The 23,054-nt window shown below is 48.6% G+C and carries 21 protein-coding genes and 1 pseudogene; 17 read left to right on the top strand and 5 right to left on the bottom strand.

Annotation, left to right across the window (positions count from 1 at the left end; translation table 11 throughout):
• Positions 1 to 107: 107 nt before the first annotated feature.
• Positions 108 to 794, top strand: a complete 687-nt coding sequence (locus ACAN56_RS17960; RefSeq protein WP_038594154.1) for a cyclase family protein — start codon at positions 108 to 110, stop codon at positions 792 to 794.
• Positions 795 to 969: 175 nt separating this feature from the next.
• On the opposite strand, the gene ACAN56_RS17955 is transcribed toward ACAN56_RS17960, so the two are convergent.
• Positions 970 to 2,007: an asparaginase gene (locus ACAN56_RS17955; RefSeq protein WP_379144641.1), complete on the bottom strand. Its 1,038-nt coding sequence runs from the start codon at positions 2,005 to 2,007 to the stop codon at positions 970 to 972.
• Positions 2,008 to 2,263: 256 nt separating this feature from the next.
• Between ACAN56_RS17955 and ACAN56_RS17950 the strand changes: the two genes are divergently transcribed.
• The 10 genes and pseudogenes from ACAN56_RS17950 to ACAN56_RS17905 all read left to right on the top strand — a co-directional run bounded on the left by ACAN56_RS17950 (position 2,264) and on the right by ACAN56_RS17905 (position 12,254).
• Entirely contained in the window at positions 2,264 to 3,367 is a 1,104-nt protein-coding gene (locus tag ACAN56_RS17950; protein WP_379144639.1) for a sugar ABC transporter substrate-binding protein, read from the top strand.
• Between the two features lie 96 nt (positions 3,368 to 3,463).
• Positions 3,464 to 4,984, top strand: coding sequence for a sugar ABC transporter ATP-binding protein (locus tag ACAN56_RS17945; RefSeq protein ID WP_038594148.1), 1,521 nt, complete (start codon positions 3,464 to 3,466; stop codon positions 4,982 to 4,984).
• Between the two features lie 11 nt (positions 4,985 to 4,995).
• Positions 4,996 to 6,174 carry a sugar ABC transporter permease gene (locus tag ACAN56_RS17940; RefSeq protein WP_379144637.1) on the top strand — a complete coding sequence of 393 codons (1,179 nt, stop codon included), beginning with the start codon at positions 4,996 to 4,998 and terminating at the stop codon, positions 6,172 to 6,174.
• Positions 6,171 to 6,335 (top strand): annotated as a pseudogene (locus ACAN56_RS17935) (sugar ABC transporter permease); the annotation flags it as partial. The gene ACAN56_RS17940 and the pseudogene ACAN56_RS17935, both read left to right, overlap by 4 nt.
• 144 nt (positions 6,336 to 6,479) lie before the next feature.
• Positions 6,480 to 7,469: an MBL fold metallo-hydrolase gene (locus ACAN56_RS17930; RefSeq protein ID WP_379144634.1), complete on the top strand. Its 990-nt coding sequence runs from the start codon at positions 6,480 to 6,482 to the stop codon at positions 7,467 to 7,469.
• Position 7,470: 1 nt separating this feature from the next.
• Entirely contained in the window at positions 7,471 to 8,313 is an 843-nt protein-coding gene (locus tag ACAN56_RS17925) for a GNAT family N-acetyltransferase (protein WP_379144631.1), read from the top strand.
• 240 nt (positions 8,314 to 8,553) lie between these two features.
• Complete coding sequence (locus ACAN56_RS17920) at positions 8,554 to 9,387, top strand: alpha/beta hydrolase (RefSeq protein WP_231578302.1); 834 nt, start codon at positions 8,554 to 8,556, stop codon at positions 9,385 to 9,387.
• 94 nt (positions 9,388 to 9,481) lie between these two features.
• A complete protein-coding gene (locus ACAN56_RS17915) occupies positions 9,482 to 10,336 on the top strand; it encodes a phosphotransferase (protein ID WP_379144628.1) in 855 nt (284 codons plus the stop codon).
• A 59-nt stretch (positions 10,337 to 10,395) separates the two neighbouring features.
• Positions 10,396 to 11,355: an ATP-binding protein gene (locus tag ACAN56_RS17910; protein ID WP_379144624.1), complete on the top strand. Its 960-nt coding sequence runs from the start codon at positions 10,396 to 10,398 to the stop codon at positions 11,353 to 11,355.
• 26 nt (positions 11,356 to 11,381) lie between these two features.
• Positions 11,382 to 12,254, top strand: coding sequence for a tetratricopeptide repeat protein (locus ACAN56_RS17905; protein ID WP_379144622.1), 873 nt, complete (start codon positions 11,382 to 11,384; stop codon positions 12,252 to 12,254).
• Positions 12,255 to 12,334: 80 nt separating this feature from the next.
• Here the strand turns inward: ACAN56_RS17905 and ACAN56_RS17900 are convergent, their stop codons facing one another.
• Positions 12,335 to 13,090 carry a PIG-L deacetylase family protein gene (locus tag ACAN56_RS17900; protein WP_379144620.1) on the bottom strand — a complete coding sequence of 252 codons (756 nt, stop codon included), beginning with the start codon at positions 13,088 to 13,090 and terminating at the stop codon, positions 12,335 to 12,337.
• A gap of 41 nt (positions 13,091 to 13,131) precedes the next feature.
• The gene (locus ACAN56_RS17895) at positions 13,132 to 14,469 is read right to left on the bottom strand and encodes an MFS transporter (protein ID WP_379144618.1); all 1,338 of its coding nucleotides are present in this window, start codon (positions 14,467 to 14,469) and stop codon (positions 13,132 to 13,134) included.
• A 283-nt stretch (positions 14,470 to 14,752) separates the two neighbouring features.
• On the opposite strand from ACAN56_RS17895, the gene ACAN56_RS17890 reads away from it, so the two are divergent.
• The 4 genes from ACAN56_RS17890 to ACAN56_RS17875 all read left to right on the top strand — a co-directional run bounded on the left by ACAN56_RS17890 (position 14,753) and on the right by ACAN56_RS17875 (position 19,098).
• Entirely contained in the window at positions 14,753 to 16,342 is a 1,590-nt protein-coding gene (locus ACAN56_RS17890; RefSeq protein ID WP_379144615.1) for a methyl-accepting chemotaxis protein, read from the top strand.
• Positions 16,343 to 16,365: 23 nt separating this feature from the next.
• Positions 16,366 to 16,791 carry a chemotaxis protein CheW gene (locus tag ACAN56_RS17885; protein ID WP_038594123.1) on the top strand — a complete coding sequence of 142 codons (426 nt, stop codon included), beginning with the start codon at positions 16,366 to 16,368 and terminating at the stop codon, positions 16,789 to 16,791.
• Positions 16,792 to 16,808: 17 nt separating this feature from the next.
• On the top strand, positions 16,809 to 18,797 hold the full coding sequence (locus ACAN56_RS17880; protein WP_379144612.1) for a chemotaxis protein CheA: 1,989 nt from the start codon (positions 16,809 to 16,811) through the stop codon (positions 18,795 to 18,797).
• Positions 18,798 to 18,894: 97 nt separating this feature from the next.
• Positions 18,895 to 19,098, top strand: coding sequence for a hypothetical protein (locus ACAN56_RS17875; RefSeq protein ID WP_038594117.1), 204 nt, complete (start codon positions 18,895 to 18,897; stop codon positions 19,096 to 19,098).
• A gap of 79 nt (positions 19,099 to 19,177) precedes the next feature.
• Here ACAN56_RS17875 and ACAN56_RS17870 read toward each other — a convergent pair whose 3' ends face one another.
• Positions 19,178 to 19,546, bottom strand: a complete 369-nt coding sequence (locus tag ACAN56_RS17870) for a hypothetical protein (RefSeq protein WP_038594114.1) — start codon at positions 19,544 to 19,546, stop codon at positions 19,178 to 19,180.
• 160 nt (positions 19,547 to 19,706) lie between these two features.
• On the opposite strand from ACAN56_RS17870, the gene ACAN56_RS17865 reads away from it, so the two are divergent.
• Entirely contained in the window at positions 19,707 to 20,198 is a 492-nt protein-coding gene (locus ACAN56_RS17865) for an AAA family ATPase (protein WP_379144609.1), read from the top strand.
• 212 nt (positions 20,199 to 20,410) lie between these two features.
• On the top strand, positions 20,411 to 20,617 hold the full coding sequence (locus tag ACAN56_RS17860; RefSeq protein ID WP_231578301.1) for an HAD hydrolase-like protein: 207 nt from the start codon (positions 20,411 to 20,413) through the stop codon (positions 20,615 to 20,617).
• Between the two features lie 25 nt (positions 20,618 to 20,642).
• Here ACAN56_RS17860 and secA2 read toward each other — a convergent pair whose 3' ends face one another.
• Positions 20,643 to 22,925 (bottom strand): accessory Sec system translocase SecA2, encoded by a 2,283-nt coding sequence (secA2, locus tag ACAN56_RS17855; RefSeq protein WP_379144606.1) that lies wholly within the window; start codon positions 22,923 to 22,925, stop codon positions 20,643 to 20,645.
• Between the last annotated feature and the right edge of the window lie 129 nt (positions 22,926 to 23,054).

Below are 23,054 nucleotides of genomic sequence, written 5' to 3'. Positions count from 1 at the left end.
GCTTCCGTTAGCGCTCAGGTCCAGGTATTATTGTGGTAGTGACACTGCTGAATCTGCTTGGGGATGCGTGGCACAAAACTATAACTCAACTACAGGAGCAGCTTAATATGTCAAAATACGTCGAAATTGGTTATCCAATTTATGAAGGAATGCCTGTTTTTCCAGGATTGCCAGAAGTGAAATTAGAGCCTAAAGAGCGCTTGGACAAAGGGGATGACTGGAACGGAAGTGTGTTAAGTATTTATCTTCATGCCGGTACCCATGTCGATGCCCCGTGGCATCACATGAATAACGGTAAGGGAATAGATGCTATTCCGATTGAAGACTTCATTTACCGAAAGCCGCTGTTAATTGATTGCCCGCTTGGCCCGAACGGCTTTATCACCGTTGAGAAACTCGAGGAATATGAAGAACTGAATGAAGCGGATCTTCTGATTTTCAACACGAGTCATTGGAAACACCGGGATACTGATTTCGGGATATACGCCAATAATTTCCCCGCTGTCTCTCCTGAAGCCGCTGAATACATCCGGACGAAGTTGCCAAACTGCAAAGCGGTGGCTATTGATACCTTGAGCATTGAGAATATGAGTGAAGCCAAAAGAAACGGTTATTTTGTCCACCATGCCTTCTTAGATCATGAAAAGTATAAAGAGAAGACAATACTCATTTATGAAGACATTAATCCAGCGCCGTTGGTTGGCAAAAAGTTAATTTCTGCCTTTACAGCTCCGCTTCGTATTAAAAACCATGATGCATCTATCGTTAACATCATCGTTGAAATTGAAGAATAAAGCCTAACAAGGAATGTGCGGACGATCCGTCCGGGGAAGAAATAGCGGCATACATAGAGAAGATGAGCGTAAAGGCGCTCGGATATGAAGAAGAATAAGTGATTTGCGTAGTTTGTCTTTTATAACTACAACAAACCGCCCGTGGACAATCCACGGGCGGTTTGTTGTTTAACTCTTAGTACTCATTGAACATTGTGGCAATTTCATCGTACTTTACAGTTTGCGTCAGTGCCAGCGACAGCAGAATTCTCGCTTTCTGCGGCACCAGGCTGTTGCAGGGAATCGAATTGGCAGAAAGGTCAATGTAAGAATCCTTCAGCGTAATTCCACTGGAGATCCGCGAGCAGCGGACGACCGGAATGTTGTTGTTCTTAAGTTTCCCAACTTTATCAATCCATGGTTTGCTGTATATTCCTCCGCCCGCTCCTGCAATTACAATTCCTTTGGAGATCGTAGCCAGGTAATCTAGAATGCCCGGATCGGCATCGACGTGGAAATAAGCGACAGACACTTCAGGCAATCCACTCAGAGCCGATACGTCGAACTGTGCTGCAGTGGTATGCCTTTTAAGGGATCTTGTATAGAAGAAAGCCTGACTGTCGCGCATGTAGCCCAGGCAGCCGAAATCCCGCTCGTCAAAGGCGTTGGCTTTAAAGGTATTCACCTTCTGCACATCTCTGCCGCTGTAGATCCCCTCTGCAAAAACAACCATAACTCCTTGACCGGAAGCGTCCGGATTCGCTGCCAACGCTACCGATTGGAACAGGTTCAGTGGGCCATCTGCGCTGATCGCAGTTGCAGGCCGCATTGATCCGGTAATAATCACCGGCTTGTCGGTTTTGATAACCAGGTTCAGGAAATAAGAGGTTTCATCAAGGGTGTCGGTTCCGTGCGTAATGACGAATCCGTGAATATCCTCACGGAGGGCAAGGGTGTTGATCAATGTAGCCAACGTCAGCCAGTGGTCGCTGGTAATGTCGGCACTGCAAAGGTTGCTGACCTGTACTCCGGCGCAATTTGCGATCCGCTCCAGATGGGGAACACTGTCCAGCAGGTCTTGTATCGGCAGGGCGCCGGGTTCGTAATTCAATGTTTTGTGGGCTTCTCCACTTCCGGCAATGGTGCCGCCGGTAGCCAGAATGACCACATTTTTAAGCACGGGATTATAGTAAGGGGAAGCGTCAAAATTCACTTCAGGGATTGGAATAATCATCTCTTCGTTTCCTTTCAGGTCAATCTATTATGTGAGAAAGCTAATGTTATGCCATTAACAAGTCAATAGAATTGTATCAAACCTTTCCTATAATAAATAGCCATGTGCAGTATTTTATGATGAAAAAAAGTGCTGGACCGTGATGTGAGGATATTCAAGAAACAAAGGAGAATTTTCTATTCCGGGTGGATAGCTCAAATGATAACATCAGGATGAAAGAACAGCAGCAGCCAAATATAGGGAGGGGTTTTTTAGAATGAAAAAGTCTTTGAGAGCGATACCATTATTGCTTGTAGCCATGATGCTTGCCGTGCTGGTATCCGCTTGCGGTAACGGTGCAGGCGGTAAGGTGGATGTAGGCATCGTGCTGCCGACTAAAGATGAGCCGAGATGGGTGCAGGATGAGCAAAGATTCAAGGATGCGCTGAAAGACACCAAATATACCTCGGAGATACTGTTCAGCCAAGGTTCTTCTGCTAAAGAAAAAGAAAACGTAGAGGCCTTGATTGCCAAAGACATTAAAGTCCTGATCATTTGTCCGCAAGACGGTGATGCCGCCGCTGCAGCTGCTGAGGCCGCTCAAAAAGCAGGCATCAAGGTTATCGCCTATGACCGCCTGATTAACAACACGGATGCCGTTAACTACTATGTAACTTTTGACAGCATCGCAGTAGGTAAAGCACAAGCCCAATACCTGGTGGATCATGCCAAAGGCAAAGGCCAGCCATTGTATTTGTACGCGGGTGCAGCTTCGGATAACAACGCATTTCTGTTCTTTGAGGGCGCTTGGTCTGTGCTTCAGCCGAAGATTGCTGACGGCACATTCACCATCGCCAACTCCAGTGAAGCTGTTGCTCTGAAGGATAAAGCAGAGCTGACCCGTGAGGAACGCAGTAAAATCATCAGCCAGGTGACCACAAACTGGGATGCCAACGAAGCCAAGAACAAAGCACAAACTCACTTGACCGCTGCAAGCGCTGATCAAAAGGGCGATGTGGCCATCCTTGCTCCAAATGACGGCACAGCCCGTTCCATTGCTGACGTATTCGCTTCGGATTCCGCAGTGACCAGCTTCATCATTTCCGGCCAGGATGCTGAGAAGGCTTCCATCCAATACGTCATTGACGGCAAACAATCAATGACCGTGTTCAAGGATGTCCGCAACCTCGTTAAAGATGCAATCAACATGGGGGTTTCCATTCTCGACGGCAAAACGCCTGAAACAACCGGCTCCTACGATAACGGCAAGATTGAAGTACAAGCGAAGCAAACCGATGTTCAAGTCGTTGACAAGGACAATGTCAAAGCATCACTCATTGATTCCAAATATTACGAAGCCAGCGAGTTCACGGGACTGTAAACGCACCTGAACATAGTTTAGACGGAGTAGTGATAGATACATCTATCACTATTCCTCTATTCTAAGACTTGTTTTGTGAAGGAGCACAAGCTAATTATGAATCCATATATTTTAGAAATGAACAATATTTCCAAGGAATTCACCGGCGTAAAGGCACTCTCGAATGTCAATTTCAAAGTTAGCAAAGGCGAGATTCACTGTCTGGTCGGCGAGAACGGCGCCGGCAAGTCCACACTCATGAAGGTGCTTAGCGGGGTGTATCCGCATGGAACATATTCAGGGGATATTGTCTACGAAGGCAACGTGCAGAGCTTTGGCAGAATTAGCGACAGCGTCAGAACCGGGATCGCAATTATTTATCAGGAGTTAGCCCTGTTTCCGGATCTGACCGTATATGAGAATATTTTTGCCGGGAACGAAGTGAAGAAAGGCGCAATAGTTGATTGGAATCAGACGATTGTCAAAGCGAAGGAAATGCTGAAGAAAGTGAATCTTAACGTCAATCCTGAAGTGCTGATTAAGGATTTGGGTGTCGGCAAGCAGCAGCTGGTCGAAATCGCCAAGGCGCTCAGCAAGGATGTGAAGCTGCTTATTCTCGATGAACCAACAGCCGCGCTTAATGAAGATGATAGTGAGAACTTGCTGGAACTGCTGAGAGAACTGAAGAAACAAGGAATTACCAGCATCATGATCTCCCACAAATTGAAGGAAGTCATTGCCATAGCGGATCATGTCACCGTGCTTCGCGATGGACGGACGATATGCACGCTTGATGCTGCCAAGAATGAAATATCGGAAAGTGTAATTATCAAGAACATGGTCGGCCGTGACATCGATGATATCTACCCTAAACGGAATACTGAGCATTTCGGAAATGATGTGCTGGAGGTCAAGAACTGGACGGCATTTGACCCCAAGCTGGGCCGGGATGTGGTCAAGGATGTGAACATCCACGTGAAAAAGGGCGAGATCGTCGGCATCGCCGGTCTGATGGGCTCAGGCCGGACGGAATTGGCACAAAGCATCTTCGGCAATCCGAAATCCTATAAAATACATGGCGACTTATATATGAACGGCGCCAAAAAAGTATTTAAGAACACCAAAGACGCAATCAATGCGGGAATCGCCTATGTGACGGAGGACCGGAAAGGCGACGGCTTATTTTTGATTCAGGATATCAAGCAAAATATTTCAGTCTCTAATCTTGAGGCCATTTCTTCGCAGGGAATGATCAACACCAATGAAGAAGTGAAGATTTCGAACGAATACAAAAAATCCATGAATATCAAAGCCCCGTCTGTTGAACAGCTGGTCGGTAATTTAAGCGGCGGCAACCAGCAGAAAGTTTCCCTTGGCAAATGGCTGTTTGTAGGACCGACCCTGCTCATTCTGGACGAACCTACACGCGGCATTGACGTCGGAGCGAAATTCGAAATTTATACGATTATGAACAAGCTGATCAGCGAGGGTATGAGCATCATCATGATTTCCTCGGAGCTGCCTGAAGTGCTTGGAATGAGTGACCGCGTGTATGTCATGGCCGAGGGCAAAATCAAAGGCGAGCTGTCCGCAAAGGACGCAGATCAAGAAAAAATAATGAAACTTGCTACGCAATAGGAGGAAGACCCGTGAAATTATTTAACGAAGCGAAATCATTGATCAAGGTTAATATCCGGGATTATGGGATGTACATTGCTTTATTCGTCATTATGCTGACTTTTTCGATCATGACGGATGGACTGTTTATGTCTTCGCGGAATATAAGCAACTTGATTGATGCCACTGGTTACATTGCTGTTCTGGCTGTCGGAATGACACTGGTCATTGTGATCCGGCATATCGATTTATCCGTCGGTTTTGCAGCCGGGTTCCTGGGGGCAATTGCCGCCATCTTCTTAACGCAGGCAGGAGTTCCGGTCTATTTCACCATTCCGCTTATTTTGATCATGGGGATTATTGTTGGACTCTTTAACGGTTTCCTGGTTGCACAGATGGGTATTCCTTCTTTTGTGGCTTCTCTGGCAGCGATGCTGATTTTCAGAGGTGCGCTGCTCCGGGTCACGGAGAAGACAGGAACCATCATCGTGAAGGATGAGCATTTCAACGCGATCGGCAATGGCTTTATCCCGGCCATCGCCAAGGTTGGCAATTTGAATCTGCTGTCGCTGATTATCGGCGCACTCATTATCGTCCTGTTCATTTATTTTGAATTCTCCAAACGGAACAATAAGCTCAAATACAACTTCGAAGTATTGTCAAACGGCATGTTTACCGTCAAGCTGGTCTTCGTGTCCGCCATCATTGCTTACATCACTTGGATTCTCGCAGGTTACAACGGCTTCTCGTGGACAGTAGTCATCGTGATGATCGTCGTTGTCATCTATCACATTCTGACGACCTCCACTGTAATCGGGCGTCATATCTACGCAGTCGGAAGCAACCCGGAAGCCGCGAATCTAAGCGGGATCAGCGTTAAGAAAATTACGTATATTGTATTTTGCTCCATGGGACTCTTGTCTGCATTGTCGGGGATACTGTTCACTTCCCGCCTGCAGTCGGCGACTACCACAGCAGGAACGCTGTTTGAACTGGATGCCATTGCAGCTGCTTATGTTGGCGGCGTATCCGCTGCCGGCGGGGTAGGTAAAGTTACCGGTTCCATTATCGGTGCGGTCGTTATGGCTTCACTTTCCAGCGGCATGAACCTGCTAGGCGTTGGTATTTCCTATCAGTACATGATCCGTGGCGGCGTGCTGGCCGCAGCTGTAATCTTTGATGTAATGACACGCAAGCAAAGAGCNGGGTAGGTAAAGTTACCGGTTCCATTATCGGTGCGGTCGTTATGGCTTCACTTTCCAGCGGCATGAACCTGCTAGGCGTTGGTATTTCCTATCAGTACATGATCCGTGGCGGCGTGCTGGCCGCAGCTGTAATCTTTGATGTAATGACACGCAAGCAAAGAGCATAGTTCAAGACAGAACTCACTGGTAAAAAAAGCGGCGGAGTGCTAAGAGGCACTCCGCCGCTTTTTTTACTAATAAATGATTACTCCAAGCTTCCCATAATATAGTATAATGTCTGATAAATCTGTGATCGCTCACTGAAGAAAGGCATGAGAGATTCGCACCATTATAAGGTAGATATAGAGGAGGTAAAGCATACGAATCCTTATTTTACATTGCAGCAGGTGTCGGAAGGTGTCTGGGCCGCTATCGTTATTCCCGGAAGTGGAGCTTTGGGGAACGCGTCGATCATAGATCTGGGCGATGTAACAGTAGTTGTAGACACCTTCAGTCTTCCGCAGGCAGCCGAGTTCCTGCGTTCTGAGGCAGAGCTGCTTACGGGTAAGCCAGTGAAATACATAGTCAATACCCATTATCATGGAGATCATCATTATGGCAATCAGGTATTTGCCGGCAGCATCATTATCTCCACAGCGCTTACCCGGGAGGTGCTGGTTCAAGGCGGGGCTCCAGATCTGAATACTTGGCAGAGCGGCCTGCGAAATCAAATCGAAATGCTGGAACAAGGGGAAAAGGCTGCGGCAGATCCCCGGCTCCGCGAAGCACTCGGTTATGAAATTGCCGACAAGGCTGCGCTGCTGGCGGCAACGCCTATGATCCATAGAGTGACAGCATCCGTTACTTTCTCGCGGCAACTGATCATTCACGGCTCGGCCCGTTCGATTACTCTGCTCACCTATGGCGGCGGGCATACGGAAAGCGATGCGATGGTGTATATCGAAGACGCCAAGGTGTTGATTGCCGGTGATCTTATCTTAAGCCACTCCCACCCGGCGATGTTGAGCGGCTTTACGGTTGCCTGGATTGAGATTCTGGAACGGATTGAGCGCGAGATTGATGTCAATCTGGTTATTCCCGGGCATGGCGGGGTCACCGGCAGGGAAAGCATTACAGAAATGATAAGTTACCTTACTGATATCCAGGCTTACGCGGAAAACGCTGCCCAGAGTGGAGAATCCGCCGATCGCTGGCTGGAGAAGGGGATACCGGCACCGTATGATCATTGGATGATGTCCCATGTATATGAATGGAATTTCCGCTGGCTTTTTAATTTACTACTCAAAGAAGAGAGAGGATAACATGTTAGAACTTGAAAGCAAGGATTATTTCAAAGGCTTGCCGCTGCTCGATCATGTGAATATTAACACAATGTTTGCACGGGCAGTGCTTGAGCACCTTGTTCCCGGCAGCGTTTATGTAGATGCTGTGCACAATCCCCGTGCCTTCTATGTAGTGCATTCCTATGGCATGTCTTTATTGTTTGGAGAGGCCGGCAACGAGGCGTTTACAAGGGGACTTCATGATTATATGACTAATCAAGCAGGAATGAGACAGAGTGCGGAGTGGCTGCAAAGTGATCCGGCAGCAGAGTGGACCCCTATCCTTGATTCTATTTTATCTATTCATAACAGCTCTCTGATAAACAGCGGAATTTCATCCCTGGAGAATCATTCCCGGGCCATTGAGCGGAATACAAGAGTGAACTTCTGCTTCAACCGAGAAGCCTACATGGATGCCAAGGCGCAGCTTCCGCGACCTGACGGCATTATCATGCGTACGACCAAAGAACAGTTCCTGGCTCAGAGCGGAGCGGTCGTTCCCCGGTTTTTTTGGCGGGATGAGGAGCATTTTGCTGCCGAAGGGATAGGCTATACTTTAGTTTCAGACGGTGAAGCTGCCGCTACCTCTTTTGCGTCTTGCCGCACTGCGGGGAAGCTGGAGATCGGAATCGAAACGGCGGAGAATCATCGCGGAAAAGGCTGCGCACTTGCTGTATGCTCAGCACTGATCGATTATTGTCTGGAGCATAATCTGGAGCCGGTATGGGCTTGTCGTTTGGAAAATCAAGGTTCATATTATTTGGCGCAAAAGCTTGGTTTAAGGCCGGCGGTTACTCTGCCATATTACCGGCTGGCTGTGTAATCCTATAAGGGCAGGCGTATAAGCGGCAACCAATTTCTAAGGGGACACATTGTAGTGTCTCTTTTTGTTGAACGCATTTTGAATAATCGGCCGTAGCGATTAACCGGATGCTGGAAGAGCGGTTATTGATGCTTTCAGCACATTGTCCAAGCCCGGAGCAGGATAGAGTCCATGGATACCCGGGCGTGTATCCTTTATAATCTCCAATAATGAGAATGGTTATCATTAGGGGGAAGTGTAATGATTGTAATGAGTAAAGAACTTGAACGGAGTTATCCGCACCGTGGTTGTGAGGAGCATGTCCTCTACGCAGGTGAGCGGAATCTGGAGTACCGGATCCTTGTCTCCCATCCTTCCGGGGAAGCGCCGCCGGAGGGCTACCCGGTCATCTACGCACTCGACGGGAATGCCGTATTTCATACGCTGGCAGAGTCCGCGCGCTTGCAGACACGCAAGCCGCATGGCTATGATCCTGTTGTGATTGTAGCCATCGGCTATCCCTCCAGCGAACCCTTTGACATGACCCGCCGTTGCTATGATTTCACGATGCCTGCGGAGTTAGAATCACTGCCGAAGCGGCCAGACGGCAGTGATTGGCCTGAACATGGAGGCGCGGATAGCTTCCTCGATTTGCTGCAGAACGAGATCATGCCGTTGATCTCCGGGCTGTTTCCTGTGGATAGCCAGCGCCAGTCACTGTTCGGACATTCGCTGGGCGGTCTGCTCGTCCTCCATGCCCTGTTCACACGGCCGCAACTGTTCACGCATTACGCTGCCGGCAGCCCTTCGGTCTGGTGGGGTGGTTATTCCCTGCTAGTTGAGCAGGAGCGGTTCTCCGCCATCTATCCTGGGCTGAAACTACAGCGGAAACTGCTGATCACCATTGGCGCAGAAGAGCTGGATCACATGGTCGAGGATGCCGAGAAGCTGCCGGTTCTGCTCGCCCCACTTGCTGCGGAAGGCTTGCAGGTCAGCCTGGCCAAATTCCCGCAAGAGGGCCATGTTACGGTCCTGCCCGCAGCGCTCAGCCGTCTGCTGAGATTCGCTCTGGAATCACAAGAAGAGGCCCAATAAGTGCAAAGTCTGAATAGATCCAAACTATACCTATCTCTTGTGGATCACCCGTCCCTATAATAGAGAATACGTATAAATTTGGAGGCGGATTAGAATGACGTTGCGACCTGATATCCAGGCGATAGTTGATACACTTCAGGACCTGGGAGTGATTGAACAGAACAGTCAAGTCAGCGAGGAAATGAAAGGAACGACCGAAGGTCTCGTATACATTCTGACCGTCAATAAGGAAAAGAAATATGTGCTGAAGGTGGACAGGCCGCAGAGCATTTCCTGCGCCGAACTGCTGCTGGCAACGTATCCCGGGAGTTCACTGCTGCCAAAACTGCTGTATACCGATCCGCACGGTAACTACATTCTGTATACCTATACTGCGGGTACAACTCATTATAAACGCGGTGCCAAGATAGATTGGCTGACAGGCATTGTAACCGGTCTTCTGAACCATTATGAAACCTCATCTGCGCCACAATGGGGCCGCCTGGAAATGCCGCGGGATTCATGGGCTGAGTTCAATAGAATCAGTTTAGAAGAGGCACGCTCCAGTGTGGGAGACATATTGCCTGCGGAGGATTATGATAAAGTACAAGCCTTGTCCGGCAGAATCTCCGGCGCGGAGGACAAGTATCTTCTGCATGGCGATACAGGTGTTCATAATTTTGTATTTCAGGATCACAGCCTGGTGGGCGTCATTGACCCTTCGCCGATGGTTGGACCACTCATCTATGACTTCACTTATGCGTTCTGTTCCTCACCGGATGACTTGAACAGGGTCACCTTGTTTAAGGCGTTTGACCAGCTCAAGCAGGACACAATAGGACATTCCAGATTGATAGAAGAGGTAGTCTTCCAGCTGTATTGCCGGATTGGCATCTGTGCCAGAGTCCATCCGCATGACTTGAAGGACTATTTGACCGCTTGGGAGCACTGGAGAACACATCTGGTGTAACAACAAATCCTATTAAAATATGGTAAACTAATCTCATTAACCATAGGGGTGAGAGATGAATGTCCGATGATCATGATGAGCTTATGGAACAGAGGCGCAAGCGGCTGAAACTCATTCAATTCAGTAAAGAGGATCAAACGCTTATCGAGTCAGAGAAACCTAAGGAAACCTTCGCGGATGTAGGCGGTCTGGAAGAAGTGAAGAAGAAGATCCGGATGAACTTTATTCTGCCGCTGAAGCAGCCGGAGCTGTTCAAAGCTTACGGCAAAGAAGCGGGCGGCAGTCTGCTGCTGTTCGGGCCCCCGGGCTGCGGCAAAACCTTTCTGGCACGGGCGGTAGCCGGTGAGATTGAAGCGAATTTTATGCATATCGAGCTGCAGGCCATCCTGGCGATGTATGTGGGCCAAAGTGAGAACAACCTGCATAATATTTTTGAGAAAGCCAGAGAGAACAAACCGTGCGTCATCTTTATCGACGAATTGGACGCGATGGGCGGCAGCCGCCATCAGATGCGCCAGCATCATGACCGGATGCTGGTGAATCAGCTGCTGCTGGAGCTGGATGGTCTGCAAGCCGAGAATGAGAATGTGTTTGTCATCGGTGCCACCAATACACCCTGGTATCTCGATTCCGCACTGCGGCGTCCGGGCCGCTTCAACCACCTGGTGTTTGTCCCGCCGCCGGAGGAGTCCGAACGTGAGGCTATTCTGGGCCTGAAGATGGCCGGAAAACCTGCTCAAGCCTTGAATCTGCCCAAGATTGCAGCAGATACAAAATTCTTCTCGGGTGCCGATCTGGAGCAGGTGGTGAGCGATGCCATAGAGTCTGCGATGGAGCGCACCTTTGAGACCGGAGAGATCCAGCCGATTACAAATGATGATCTGAAGAAAGCAGCGAAGTCCCGGAAGGCCACGACACTGGAATGGTTCTCAACCGCGAAGAATTATGCGACCTTCAGCGATGTCAACCGGGACTACCAGATCGTATTGGACTATGCCAAGAAACACGGAATTAAATAGCGGGATGAGTGACGGAGGCGCTGACAGTGGAGAATCAATTTAAGCAAAATACCCTTCAAGCGGTACATCAGCTCATCGAGTGGAAACGTTACAAGGAAGCTCTGACAGAAGCAGAGCAGGCGCTGCGGGAAGAGCCGGAGGATCCGGATGTTTTTGCACTGATTGCCCATATTTATAATCTCATGGATAATTATGAAAAGGCGCTGTATTGGGCGAACGAGGCACTGATCCGGGAACCGGAGCAGACGTTGGCCTGGTATGTACGCGTCAGTGTCTACTACGAAACGGACAACGAGAAAGCGCTTAATGAGAATCTGCAGGAAGCGATGCGGATTGATCCTTATGAAGCTCATTACTTTTTTCTGAAGGCTAATCTTCTAAACAAGAAGCAGAAATACAAAGAGTCGAGAGAGCTTTTGCGGCTTGCATTGGAACTAAGACCGGAGAGTCCGCTGTATTTGGCTACATTAAGCTATACTGAGGCACTGCTGGGCAACATAAAAGAGTCAGCCGAACTTGACCGTCAAGCGGTTCAATATGGAGCCGAAATGCCATATGTGATGTTATATTTGGGATGGGCGGCGGGCGACCGCGGGGATTACAAGCTTAAAGAAACATACATGAAAAATGCGGTACGCCTAAGCCCTGACGATAAGCAGATTCAGAGCGAATTTCTGGAGGCGCTCCAGCAGCAGCACAAGCTGCTACGGATTTTTTTATGGCCTACCCGGCTGGTGCGCAGAATGAAGCGGTGGCAGATCATTATGGCCTGGTTCATTATATGGATTTTATTCAGGCCGTTCGTGCTGCTGTTTATCGTATTGTATGTACTGACGCATTGGGTAACCAAAGCCATAGTACATGTGCAAGTGTTTGGCTGGAGACGAAGGGGAATGTGATAGTCCTGAGCCGGAATGTAAAAAGACACCAGCGTTTCGTTGGTGTCTTTTTACATTTACCGTGCTGAATCCTCCTGACCTCAGATCCGTTTCGCATCCACGAAGCAATGCATGTGCAGCGGAGACAACACCTTCAACCCTTCCCCCATTTCGAAATCTTTATCTCGGGCCAACTGCCGGCCTTTCTCTGCAAAGTAGAGCCGGTATAGGGCCAGTAATTCATCACTGAACTGGCTGCGGTGTTGGGCCATTGCAGCAAATTTCTGCTCGAAAGTTCCGGTGATATCAATGACCGTGTTCGGCTCTGACGAGAAATAAAACCCGATGGCCTGCGGCTGCCACGGTTTGGTTGAGGTGCCTTTGGGATAACGGGCAAGTCCTGCCAGGAGAAAAGCCTGTGCCGTTGCCTTGCCAACAACGATATGATCGTGATGCGCTTCATAGTCCAGCCACGGATCGGGGCAGAAGAGGGCTTCGGGTTGTACGGTTCGAATGATTTCGGCGATTTCCCCGGCCAATGAAGGCACATGATCCAGTGTGCCATCACCATGCTGCAGCTGATGAAACTCCGTAGCGCCCAGCATTCTCCCTGCTGCCTCCAGCTCAACTCGTCGGATCTTGGCAATCTCTTCATGCGACAGCTGCTCATCTTCTGCCCCCAGGTCACCATTCGTTACGGTCAGGTAGTGGATTTCGCAGCCTTTTTCCGCGAAGCTGGCAATAATGCCGCCCATTCCGACTTCATTGTCGTCCGGATGGGGTTGTACACATAATATTTTGCGGCATCCCGTGAGTTCGGGAGGGGCCATAAGAGTATGCAGTGCAGATGAATCCATATCCATTCACTCCTTATTCATAATGTACGAGATTCAGACGATTATAAGGCTCGGGAAATTTCCAAATCGGATAATATACGATCTCTTTGCTTGTCGCTAATATTATAGAACAGGATAGGGATAATGGCAGCGACAAAACAAAGCGCCGGCAGGATGAACATCACAAAGCTGAGCCCATGCTGGAGACCCGAGGTTACCGGCTGGTTCTCAACATAGTTCAAGAATCCAAGGCTTGTACCGATGATGATTCTGGAGACAGCTCCGCTGAATTTAGTGATGAATGTATTCGTTGAAAAAACAATACCCTCCCCCCGGAAGCCCAGCTTCCATTCGGAATAGTCAATCGTATCCAGAAGCATGGATGTGCTCACAATGATGGTCATCCCTGAAAAAAAGAAGCTGATCCCAAAGAAGACAAGTGCAAACATCCTATTCTCGTCCCCAAACAGATAGGGAATAACACAGGATAAGCTGCCCAGAAGGCAAGAGGCGATAAACACCTTTTTCTTGGAAAACAACCTCAGCAATTTCGGAGTGGCTACCATTCCCAGCAGCATCCCCACAACAAGACTGATCCCCACCTGAGTGACATACACCGCATCCCCCCAGACATAAATCACATAATACAATTGAATGCTCTGCCTGATGCCGTTAATCAAATTGATAATCAGCAGTGAGGCGAGCAGGGCCAGCAAAGGCTTATTTTTGTAAATCGTCTGAAGATTTGTCTTAAAGGAAATCTTACCGGGCGAAGGGGTTACTCTTTCTTTGGAGGTTAATCCAGTGAGGAAAATAGAGACCGCCGCAATAGCGGCTACGAGGATTGCGGAATAGAGGTAAGCATCCGTGTTTCTTTCGCCGCCGAAGGCGAGCAGCAGCTGGATGCCACCAATGGTAACGGCTACGGCTCCGAGGGTACCGCCAATTTTCCCTAAGGTAACTACCAGCGTCCGTTCATCGGGGTCTTTGGAGATTACAGAGGATAATGCCCAGAGCGGCGTATCACATACGGTATACAACATACCCCATAACAGATAGGAGACAGAGGCGATTACTAACGTCAGCTTAGGGGAACCTCCGAAATCCCAGAAACACAGGACCGTAGCAGCTGCGATAAGGAACGGGGCGAACAGCAGATAGGGTCTGAATTTCCCCCATTTTGTGCGGGTCTTGTCTGTAATCATCCCCATCACCGGATCAAGACAGGCATCGACTATGCTGGCTACCACCAGAATTAGACTGGCCGTGGTAGCAGGTATGCCCAATAAATCGGTGTAAAAGAACAAAATGTACATCGACATAAAGCTGTATAGAATATTCTGGCCCAGCAATCCCCCGGAGAAAAAAATCTTTTCTTTGACGGGTACTTTCGTTTCCATGAGACCTCCCTCATTTCCGCTGAAGTTAAAGATGATTGTAGTGCATAACTGGTTGGATATGTATATTGTAATAATGTTTGCGCAAATAACGATTCCGGATATTTCGTAATAGAAGCAAAGCCATTTTTAAATTTTTTTTTGGCAATGCAAAAATAAACTATTCAGAAATCGACGAAATTTGTCGAAATATATCTATGCTGTCCGGGATGCATGCTGGGGAGATTGCGTAATTGCACAGCTAAACACCGGACACACACAAAGATCGTATCCAGGGGGAGTACTCATGAAGTGGTTCAGTAACATGAAAACAGCAAAGAAAATCATCTCAGCTTTTCTGCTAGTCGCTGTGATTTTGGCGGGATTCGGTATCTATTCGATATCGACGCTGCGGGGGATGAACAAAAACACAAATGAAATGTACAACAACAATTTAATTTCCGTAAGAGATTTATCCGCAGCACAGATCAGTTTTATGAATATGCGTTTATATTTGCGGAATATGAGCACAGAGAGCGGAGCTGAAGCAAAGGCTAAGATCAAGACCGAGATTGCTGCAGCCCGCGAGAGTATCGAACAAAAGATCGATACTTTCCGTACGGTAGCCACTACCACGAAGGAGCAGGAACTGCTGCGGACGTTCGATATCGAATACCCATCCTATTTAACGCTTTATGAGCAGGGCATGTCCATCGCAGAGAATAAGGATATTACGGCATTTAACGAATTTAATAAAACAATTCTGAGCCTGCAATCAGAAAAGGTTGCAGTAACATTGACGGAGCTGGTTGCTTTCAATGCAAGCTTGGCAGAAGCCACCAACCATCGTTCGGAACAAACCTATAACACCTCACTGGTTGTTACTATAGCCGTGGTAGTCGCTGCGGTCATTATCAGCATCCTTATTGGAACTTTCATTGCACGCTCGATCTCTAGACCTCTACGGCAGATGCTTAGTCTCGCTTCCGCGGTGGCTGATGGAGATTTGACGCAACAAGCAGAGGTTTCCTCCAAGGATGAAGTGGGTCAATTGGCATCTGCACTCAACCGGATGGTGACTAACTTAAAGGAATTGATCAATAGTATTGTGATGAATTCGCAAAGTGTTGCCGCTTCCTCCGAGGAGATTTCAGCAAGCACACAGGAAATTTCCAGCACCAGCACCAGCCAGTCGGCTGCGGCAGCCAACATCACTGAACTCTTCAGAGAACTGTCGCTTGCCATTAACTCTGTGGCTGTAAGTGCAGAAGAAGCAGCAGAGCTCTCTAATGATACGGTCAGAACTGCCCGTGAAGGCGGACATGTGGTTGAAACATCCCTTCAGGGAATGCAGGCTGTGAATCACAAGATGACTCAGCTGGAGGATGACTCCAGCAAGATTGGCGATATTATTGAGGTCATTGACGATATCGCCGAGCAAACGAACCTGCTTGCGCTGAACGCAGCCATTGAAGCAGCTCGTGCCGGAGAACAGGGCCGAGGCTTTGCCGTTGTAGCCGATGAAGTCCGCAAGCTGGCGGAACGAAGCAGCGAGGCGACCAAGGAAATTACGAAGATTATTAAAGCGATGCAGGAAAATACGAAGCAAAGTGTCCGGGCCGTGTCCGAAAGTGTGGAGCAATCTTCGATGACCAGCCAGGCTTTTGAGCAAATTATCGCGATGGTGAATAACTCCGCGCTTAAAGTGAATGAAATTGCTGCGGCTTGCGAAGAAGAGTCTGCACAGGCTGCAGAGGTTATGAGTTCGGTAGAAGCAATCTCGGCTTCGAGTGAGGAGTCCGCCGCTGCTTCTGAAGAGACTGCAGCTACCTGCCAGTCTTTGGCTCAGCTCTCTGAAGAATTGGCGATTTCCGCTGCCGCATTCAAAACCCACTAATTTTACAGACTGAAGGTGACAACATGTCCACGCTGCAGAAGGAACAATATATTGAACTCGCCGTGGGTGCCGAGACCTGTGCGATCCGTATCGAAGAGATTCATGAAATCATTAAGATGCTGAGCATTACGGATATACCGTTCACCAGGAATGAAGTTAAGGGCGTGGTGAACCTCCGGGGCAAAGTAGTCTGTGTCATGAGCCTGCGCAATCTGCTTGGTATGTCGGATGAGCCCTATACAAGAGAAACCCGGATTATCGTAGTCCGTTGCCGGGATGAATTCGTAGGTTTGATCGTAGATAAAGTGAACAAAGTGACTACCTACGGAGAAATTCATCCGCCTACTGGAGCGCATAGCCGAAGTAGAGAAGGTGTTTTTCATGGCATTGGACAACAGGGAGACCAGCTTATTGGGATCTTGAAGCTCGAGGAAATATTGGGCGGATAGAAAGGAGAATATAAATAATGATGGAGCTGTCTGCCTACCGAGATATTTTCATAGAAGAGCTGAACGACCAGTTGGAGCGGATGGACCAGTCCCTGTTGACCCTTGAGCAATCTCCTTCGTCCGAGCTGATCCAAGTTCTGTTCCGGGCCGCACATACGATCAAGGGCTCTTCTTCAACGATGGCCTTCCTGGAAATGAGTGATTTGACCCATGAAGTGGAGTATGCGCTGGAATGGGTACGTGAGAAAAAACCGGAAATCACCGCAATTCTGATTGATACACTCTTTAGCGCACTGGATGCCATGAAGAAGCTGCGCAGCCAATATATCAGCGGGGAAGCTTATGATGACTGCAGTTCTGTGGTTTCGGAGATTAAAGCGCTGATTAACAAACCTGCAAAGCAAGAACCGGTCCGCCCGCCTGTGTTAAGTGCCGCTGAGAGTCTTAAAGTAGAGGAAGCCACTGCCGCCGGGGAACAGATACTGATGATCGGCGTTTCGCTGAAAGAGGATTGCCAGATGAAGGCAGCACGCCATTTCATCCTGTTGCAGCGGATCGAAGATGTCTGCGGATCGGTTATTGCTGCTTCACTTTCACCCGGTGAAGCTGTAGATAAAGATGAAGACAGCCGTTACGGCAGATTCGCTGTAGTGGTTGCAACCTCGAAAGAGCCGCAGCTGATCCAGTCACAGCTGGAGGGGGATTCAGATGTGCAAACTCTGGCGATTACTCCCTTCGAATCGGGAGAAGCTGCCGGCGGAGAGATAGCTACTATAGAAGTACCGGCAAATATGCCACAGTCCGGGCCTCCGGCTGAAGAACGGGTCAAAGGTAATCAACCGACGGTCCGGGTCAGTGTGGAACGGCTCGATCATCTGATGAATCTGGTCGGTGAATTGCTGATAGACCAGACCTCACTAGCGGATCTGAAAACGACCGGCATCCGCAATGACCCTGCTAAAGCGCTGCAGAGCATCAGTGGCGTATCCGATCATATGGGCAGTGTCATCAAGGAATTGCAGGAAGGCGTGATGAAGACACGCATGCTGCCTATAGACCAGCTCTTCAGCCGGTTCCCGCGTATGGTCAGAGACCTGGCGCAAAAGCTCGGCAAGGATATAGAGCTGGTGGTACAGGGCGGCGAGACTGAGCTGGACCGGATGATTATCGAGGAATTGAGCGATCCCTTGATCCACTTAATCCGCAACAGTGCAGACCACGGAATCGAAAGCCACGAAGTGCGTGCGTCAAAAGGCAAACCGGCGAAGGGGCGCATTACCCTGTCCTCCTTCCATGAAGAGAATAATGTAGTGATTTCCCTGGCAGATGACGGTCAGGGCATTGATGCCGGGAATATCAAGGCTTCCGCGCTTCGCAAAGGCATCATTACAGAGGATCAGGCTGCACATTTGACGCCGCTTCAAGCGCTTCATCTCATTTTCGAGCCTGGCTTCTCGACGGCTTCCGAGGTGAGTGATGTATCCGGACGTGGTGTGGGAATGGATATTGTCCGCAGCCAAATCGGAAGATTGAACGGAATCATTGATATTGATACAGAGCCGGGTAAAGGGACGACATTCACGATCAGGCTTCCGCTCACCTTGGCGATCATCAAGGGATTGCTGGTCAAGGTGTCAGGCCGGGTATTGATTCTCCCCATGTACAACATTGCTGAAATTGTTCGTATTCACCCGGAAGAGATTCAGACGATCCAAGGGGAGCAGGCGATTATCAACCATGGACGGATTGTGCCGTTCTCCTGGCTGCGGGACAAGCTGCATTATCCGCGTGTTGAGCGCAGTTCCAAAACGATCTCGATTGTCATTGTCAGATCAGTCGACAAAATTTCTGCCTTTGCGGTGGATGAAATCTTAGGCAATCAGGAAGTGGTCATCAAAACGCTCGGAACCATGCTCGGGACCTTGAACCATCTATCCGGGGCGACCATTCTAGGGAACGGACGGGTGGCTATCATCTTGGATGCTTCCTATCTCGTAAGCCATTAAATTATGATGAGAGAGTGCTTTATCAGCCGGAGAATGGCTGATGGAGCACTCTTTTTCAATAGAGCACTGTATAGAACTTTACAGGATGGAGAAAAATATGGAAGAAGACTTAAGGGAAAGGAGTGGTGATGTGGATATTACACTGGGATCTGATGAAGTTATCAACCGGATCAAGCAGCTTCAATCCAACGGAACAATCAACAAAAAGCAGGTAAAACAGCAGGATCCGGAGCTGATGCGGAGCGCATTGTATTATTTTCCAAGCTGGGAGCATGCCCTGAAAAACGCAGAGCTGGTATAGAACAATACGACAAAGAGCCGAAGATGCGACACCTGCGCACCTGCGGCTCTTTACCTTTGTGAGGAAATCCACTTCTCATTTATTCCGTTGAACCCTCTATTTTTGGTAAGAATTTTTGTTGTTCGATTGCTTTTTGGTTTAACTGCAGTTCATCTCTGAAGGCATTGATTTTCAACTGCAGTTTGCGCAGGATCTCCAACTGCATCTCATTAACCCGGTCTTCAATGCAAAATGCGGAGCAGGAGAGAATACCGTCGGCATAAGACTTTGTTTCATCGGTAACGGTATTAAGCTTCTCTTTATAGATCCTCTTTACAGGTCCAAGCTCGGGTTTGATCTCGTAATAACGGTTGGTCTCAAGCAGCAATCGCCAAGGGCTCACCTTAATATCAAATTCATCCTTCTCAATCTCTGCGGATACTTTGACTATTTTAATCTGATTGTTCATGATGATAGTGATCCTCCTGCAAACCCATACTTTCAATGGGGATAAATTCTCGATGATGGACTAAGAGATTATATCATGCAAAGGAATCATTTCCTACTGAAATTTATTAAAAGAATAGTTCGATGGAACTATGTGTAAATACCTTTTAGAGGAGGATGTCATGAAAAAGTTAATTGTTGTCAACGGCACAATGGGTGTCGGGAAATCCGCCGTATGCAAAAGCCTGAACGGGGTGCTAAATCATTCCGTATGGCTGGATGGCGATTGGTGCTGGATGATGAATCCCTGGATCGTAAACGATGAAAACAGAGCCATGGTGGAGAATAACATTACATATCAGCTAAGAAGCTTCTTGACGAACTCTACATTTGAACATGTCATTTTCAGTTGGGTTCTTCATCGCGAAGAGATCTTGCAAGGTCTTCTGAAACGGCTAGATGATCTGGAATTTGATACACAAACGATTACCTTGATCTCTTCGGAGACTGCACTAAGGCAGCGGATGGAGCAAGACCATAGACCGGAGGAGCAAATTCTCAGCAGTATCGAACGTTTAAGCTTATACCGGAACATGGGGACTACTAAAATAGATACAAGCAGCCACGGTGTGGACGAAGTTGTTGAACAAATGAAATTAATCATCAGTCAATAAGGAGGGCTTTATGCTTATGGATAATCTTCAAGCCGTTTTCATAGACCGTGACGGGACGATGGGGGGAACCGGACATTTTATTCATCCCCGCGATTTTGAACTGTTCCCGTTCGCGTTGGCCAAGCCAGTGAGGCGGAATTTAGCAGCCAGTTTGTGTCCTTCGGGATGGACGCCTCCTACATTTGTCCTCATTCCTCCGGTAGTGACTGTGAATGCCAGAAACCCAAACCAGGGTTGGAACAACGGATATGCTGGCAGCAGCCGCAGTGGGCGCAATCAAAGTGCTTGTCCGTACGGGCTGGGGCGAAAATTCGCTTATGGCTTACCGCAAGGATTGGTATGAGGCGGCGGAGCCGGACTTTATTGCAGCAGACTTGCTGGAAGCCGCACAATGGCTGATTGCATTGAAAGTTGGCTAAGACAGGGCAACAAGCAGTTTTCCTTTTATAAAAGATTGATTCTGTTCTGAAAAAAGCTGTCATTGATCATATACGTCCATGTCGCTGAGGGGACTCTCAAAGCCTCCAAGTGGAAATTTATCTTCAGTGAGCAAAAGTCCGTTGTCAGAAAAAGTTCCACAACAGCGGTTTCGATCCTCTCTTCCAGTGTTGCAAAGGCATTTATGATCAGCCGGTGATACTCATGCAGCGGATTTTTGTGGCTCAGGCTTTCCAGATGAATGCCTTCCTTCACAGAAGAAACGTAAGCCAGATAATCAGCCCAGCCGTTATCAATTTGAACCAGTGTGATGAATCTTTCGGCTTCCTCAACCCTTTTTTCCCCGAACCTGCGGCATAATTGTTCGTAAATTGCAGGTACTCTTGTCATTAAGATGGTTGGCCTCAATAACTCACCAAGCAGGGCCTCCCGTTTCGTGAAAAGAATACGCCGCTGCTGTTCGATCAAATCGGCATATTTATTTAAGGTTTTTCTGATTTCAATATGCTGGCCATCCATGACTAGCTGAATATGGTTGATCAGGTTGCAGATTCTGGAACCTTTAAGCGGAGAATCCTGCTGCAGATCCTGATATTCCTTCGGAAGCGCCTCTCTTAAGCCGAACCTTGCGAGCAAATCATCCTCCAGGCTAATCATATAGCGGGAGGAGCCGGGATCTCCCTGCCTGCCTGCACGGCCACGCAATTGTTGGTCTACACGTACACTTTCATGCAGATTTGTACCGATGACATACAACCCTCCGAGCTTTTTTACTGCCAAGTATTCTTCCGCATCGCCTCCGCCGAGAATAATATCGACACCCCGGCCTGCCATATGGGTTGAAACGGTCACCGCATTCAGCCGGCCTGCTCCGGCGATCAGCTCCGCTTCCCTTTGATCATTTTGTGCGTTCAGGAGGTTGCATGGAATGCCTGCATTCTGCAAGTCGGCTGCCATTTGACAGGATGCCTGCACACTAGCTGTACCAATTAGGATAGGCTGCTTCGTCTTATGAACAGCAGCAATTTCACTAAGAATGGCCTGCCACTGGGCTTCACGGTGCGTGAATATTACATGAGGATAATCAATTCTTCTGCAGGGCTGATGCGGTGGAATCACCATCACATCCAGGGCATAATAGGCTCTAAACTCATCCGCCGAGGATAACGCCGTTGCTGTCATCCCGCAGAGCCGGGCATAGAGGCTTAAAAAATGCTGCAGCGTCATGGTTCCAAGAATTTTGCCGCCGGACTGAATGCTCAGCCCTTCTTTGGCTTCCACTGCTGTCTGCAGACCGTCTGGCCAATGCCGGTTCTCGGCAATTCGCCCGGTGAATTCATCAATAAGCAGCACGGCGCCGTCTCTTACAATATAATCGACATCTTTCTTTAATAAAGCTTCTGCATGCAGCGCACAGTGAAGCTCTGCGAGCGTATCCGAGTTGCGGGACTCATATAAATTTCCGCATTTCAGCATGACCTCAGCCTTAAGCGCTCCGGCTTCCGTCAGGTGTACATTCCGCCTATGCTCGTCCGTATCATAATCCGGCCCCTGAATGAGCTGCTTCACGATCAACGGTATTTCACGGTTACCTGCACGTTTCTTGTCCGTTTCTCCCGCGATGACAAGCGGAATCCGGGCTTCATCAATGAGTATGGAATCCGCCTCGTCGACCAGTACGCAGTGAAGGGGGCGCTGGACTTTGTGGGCCGGAGTATACACCAGTGAATCCTTTAAGTAATCAAAGCAAGCCTGCTTCGCCGACAAATAAGTGATATCGGCAGCATATGCTGCTTTTCTTTCCCCGACCTCCTGCCCCTCTGCAACATAACCGACGGAGAGACCCAGCCCCCTGTAGACAGGGCCCATCCATTCGGCATCCCGCCGAGCCAGATAATCGTTAAAGGTAAAGATATGAGCGCCTTTCCCCTGAAGCGCCTGTAAGTAAGCGGGGAGGACGGCAGCCAGCGTTTTCCCTTCCCCGGTCTGCATTTCCACCAGATAACCATCACACAGGGCTAATCCGGCTGCGAGCTGTACGTCAAAGAGACGGATTTGCATGAATCGCCACACAGCTTCAGCTACAAGTGCTGCCACTTGGATCATTAAATCCTCAAGCGGTACACCACTTTGGGCTTTCAGCTTCATTTCCCCGGCGCAACGCCTGATTTGGATGTCGCTCCAGTTCTCCATTGGAAGCTGGCGGATGCGTTTGATTTTTTCATAATAAGGTTTGAGCTTACGCTCCTGGAATTTCGCCTCTATGCGGCTATACAGATTGTTGCCCATAGCAAATAATCCTCCTTTAATAGTAATAACGGCGGGCGTTATCTATTAGAAAGCAGGATGTGGCTAGGCTCCTTGAAGGTATGGAACCGGATAAGAATTCGTTTACTTGCTATACATACCAGATCATAA

Origin of the sequence: Paenibacillus paludis, assembly GCF_042610515.1 — a bacterium.
In the GTDB taxonomy this organism is placed as follows: domain Bacteria; phylum Bacillota; class Bacilli; order Paenibacillales; family Paenibacillaceae; genus Paenibacillus_AQ.
Note: the sequence above shows the minus strand (reverse complement) of the source record. Positions and strands in the feature narration are given on the sequence as shown.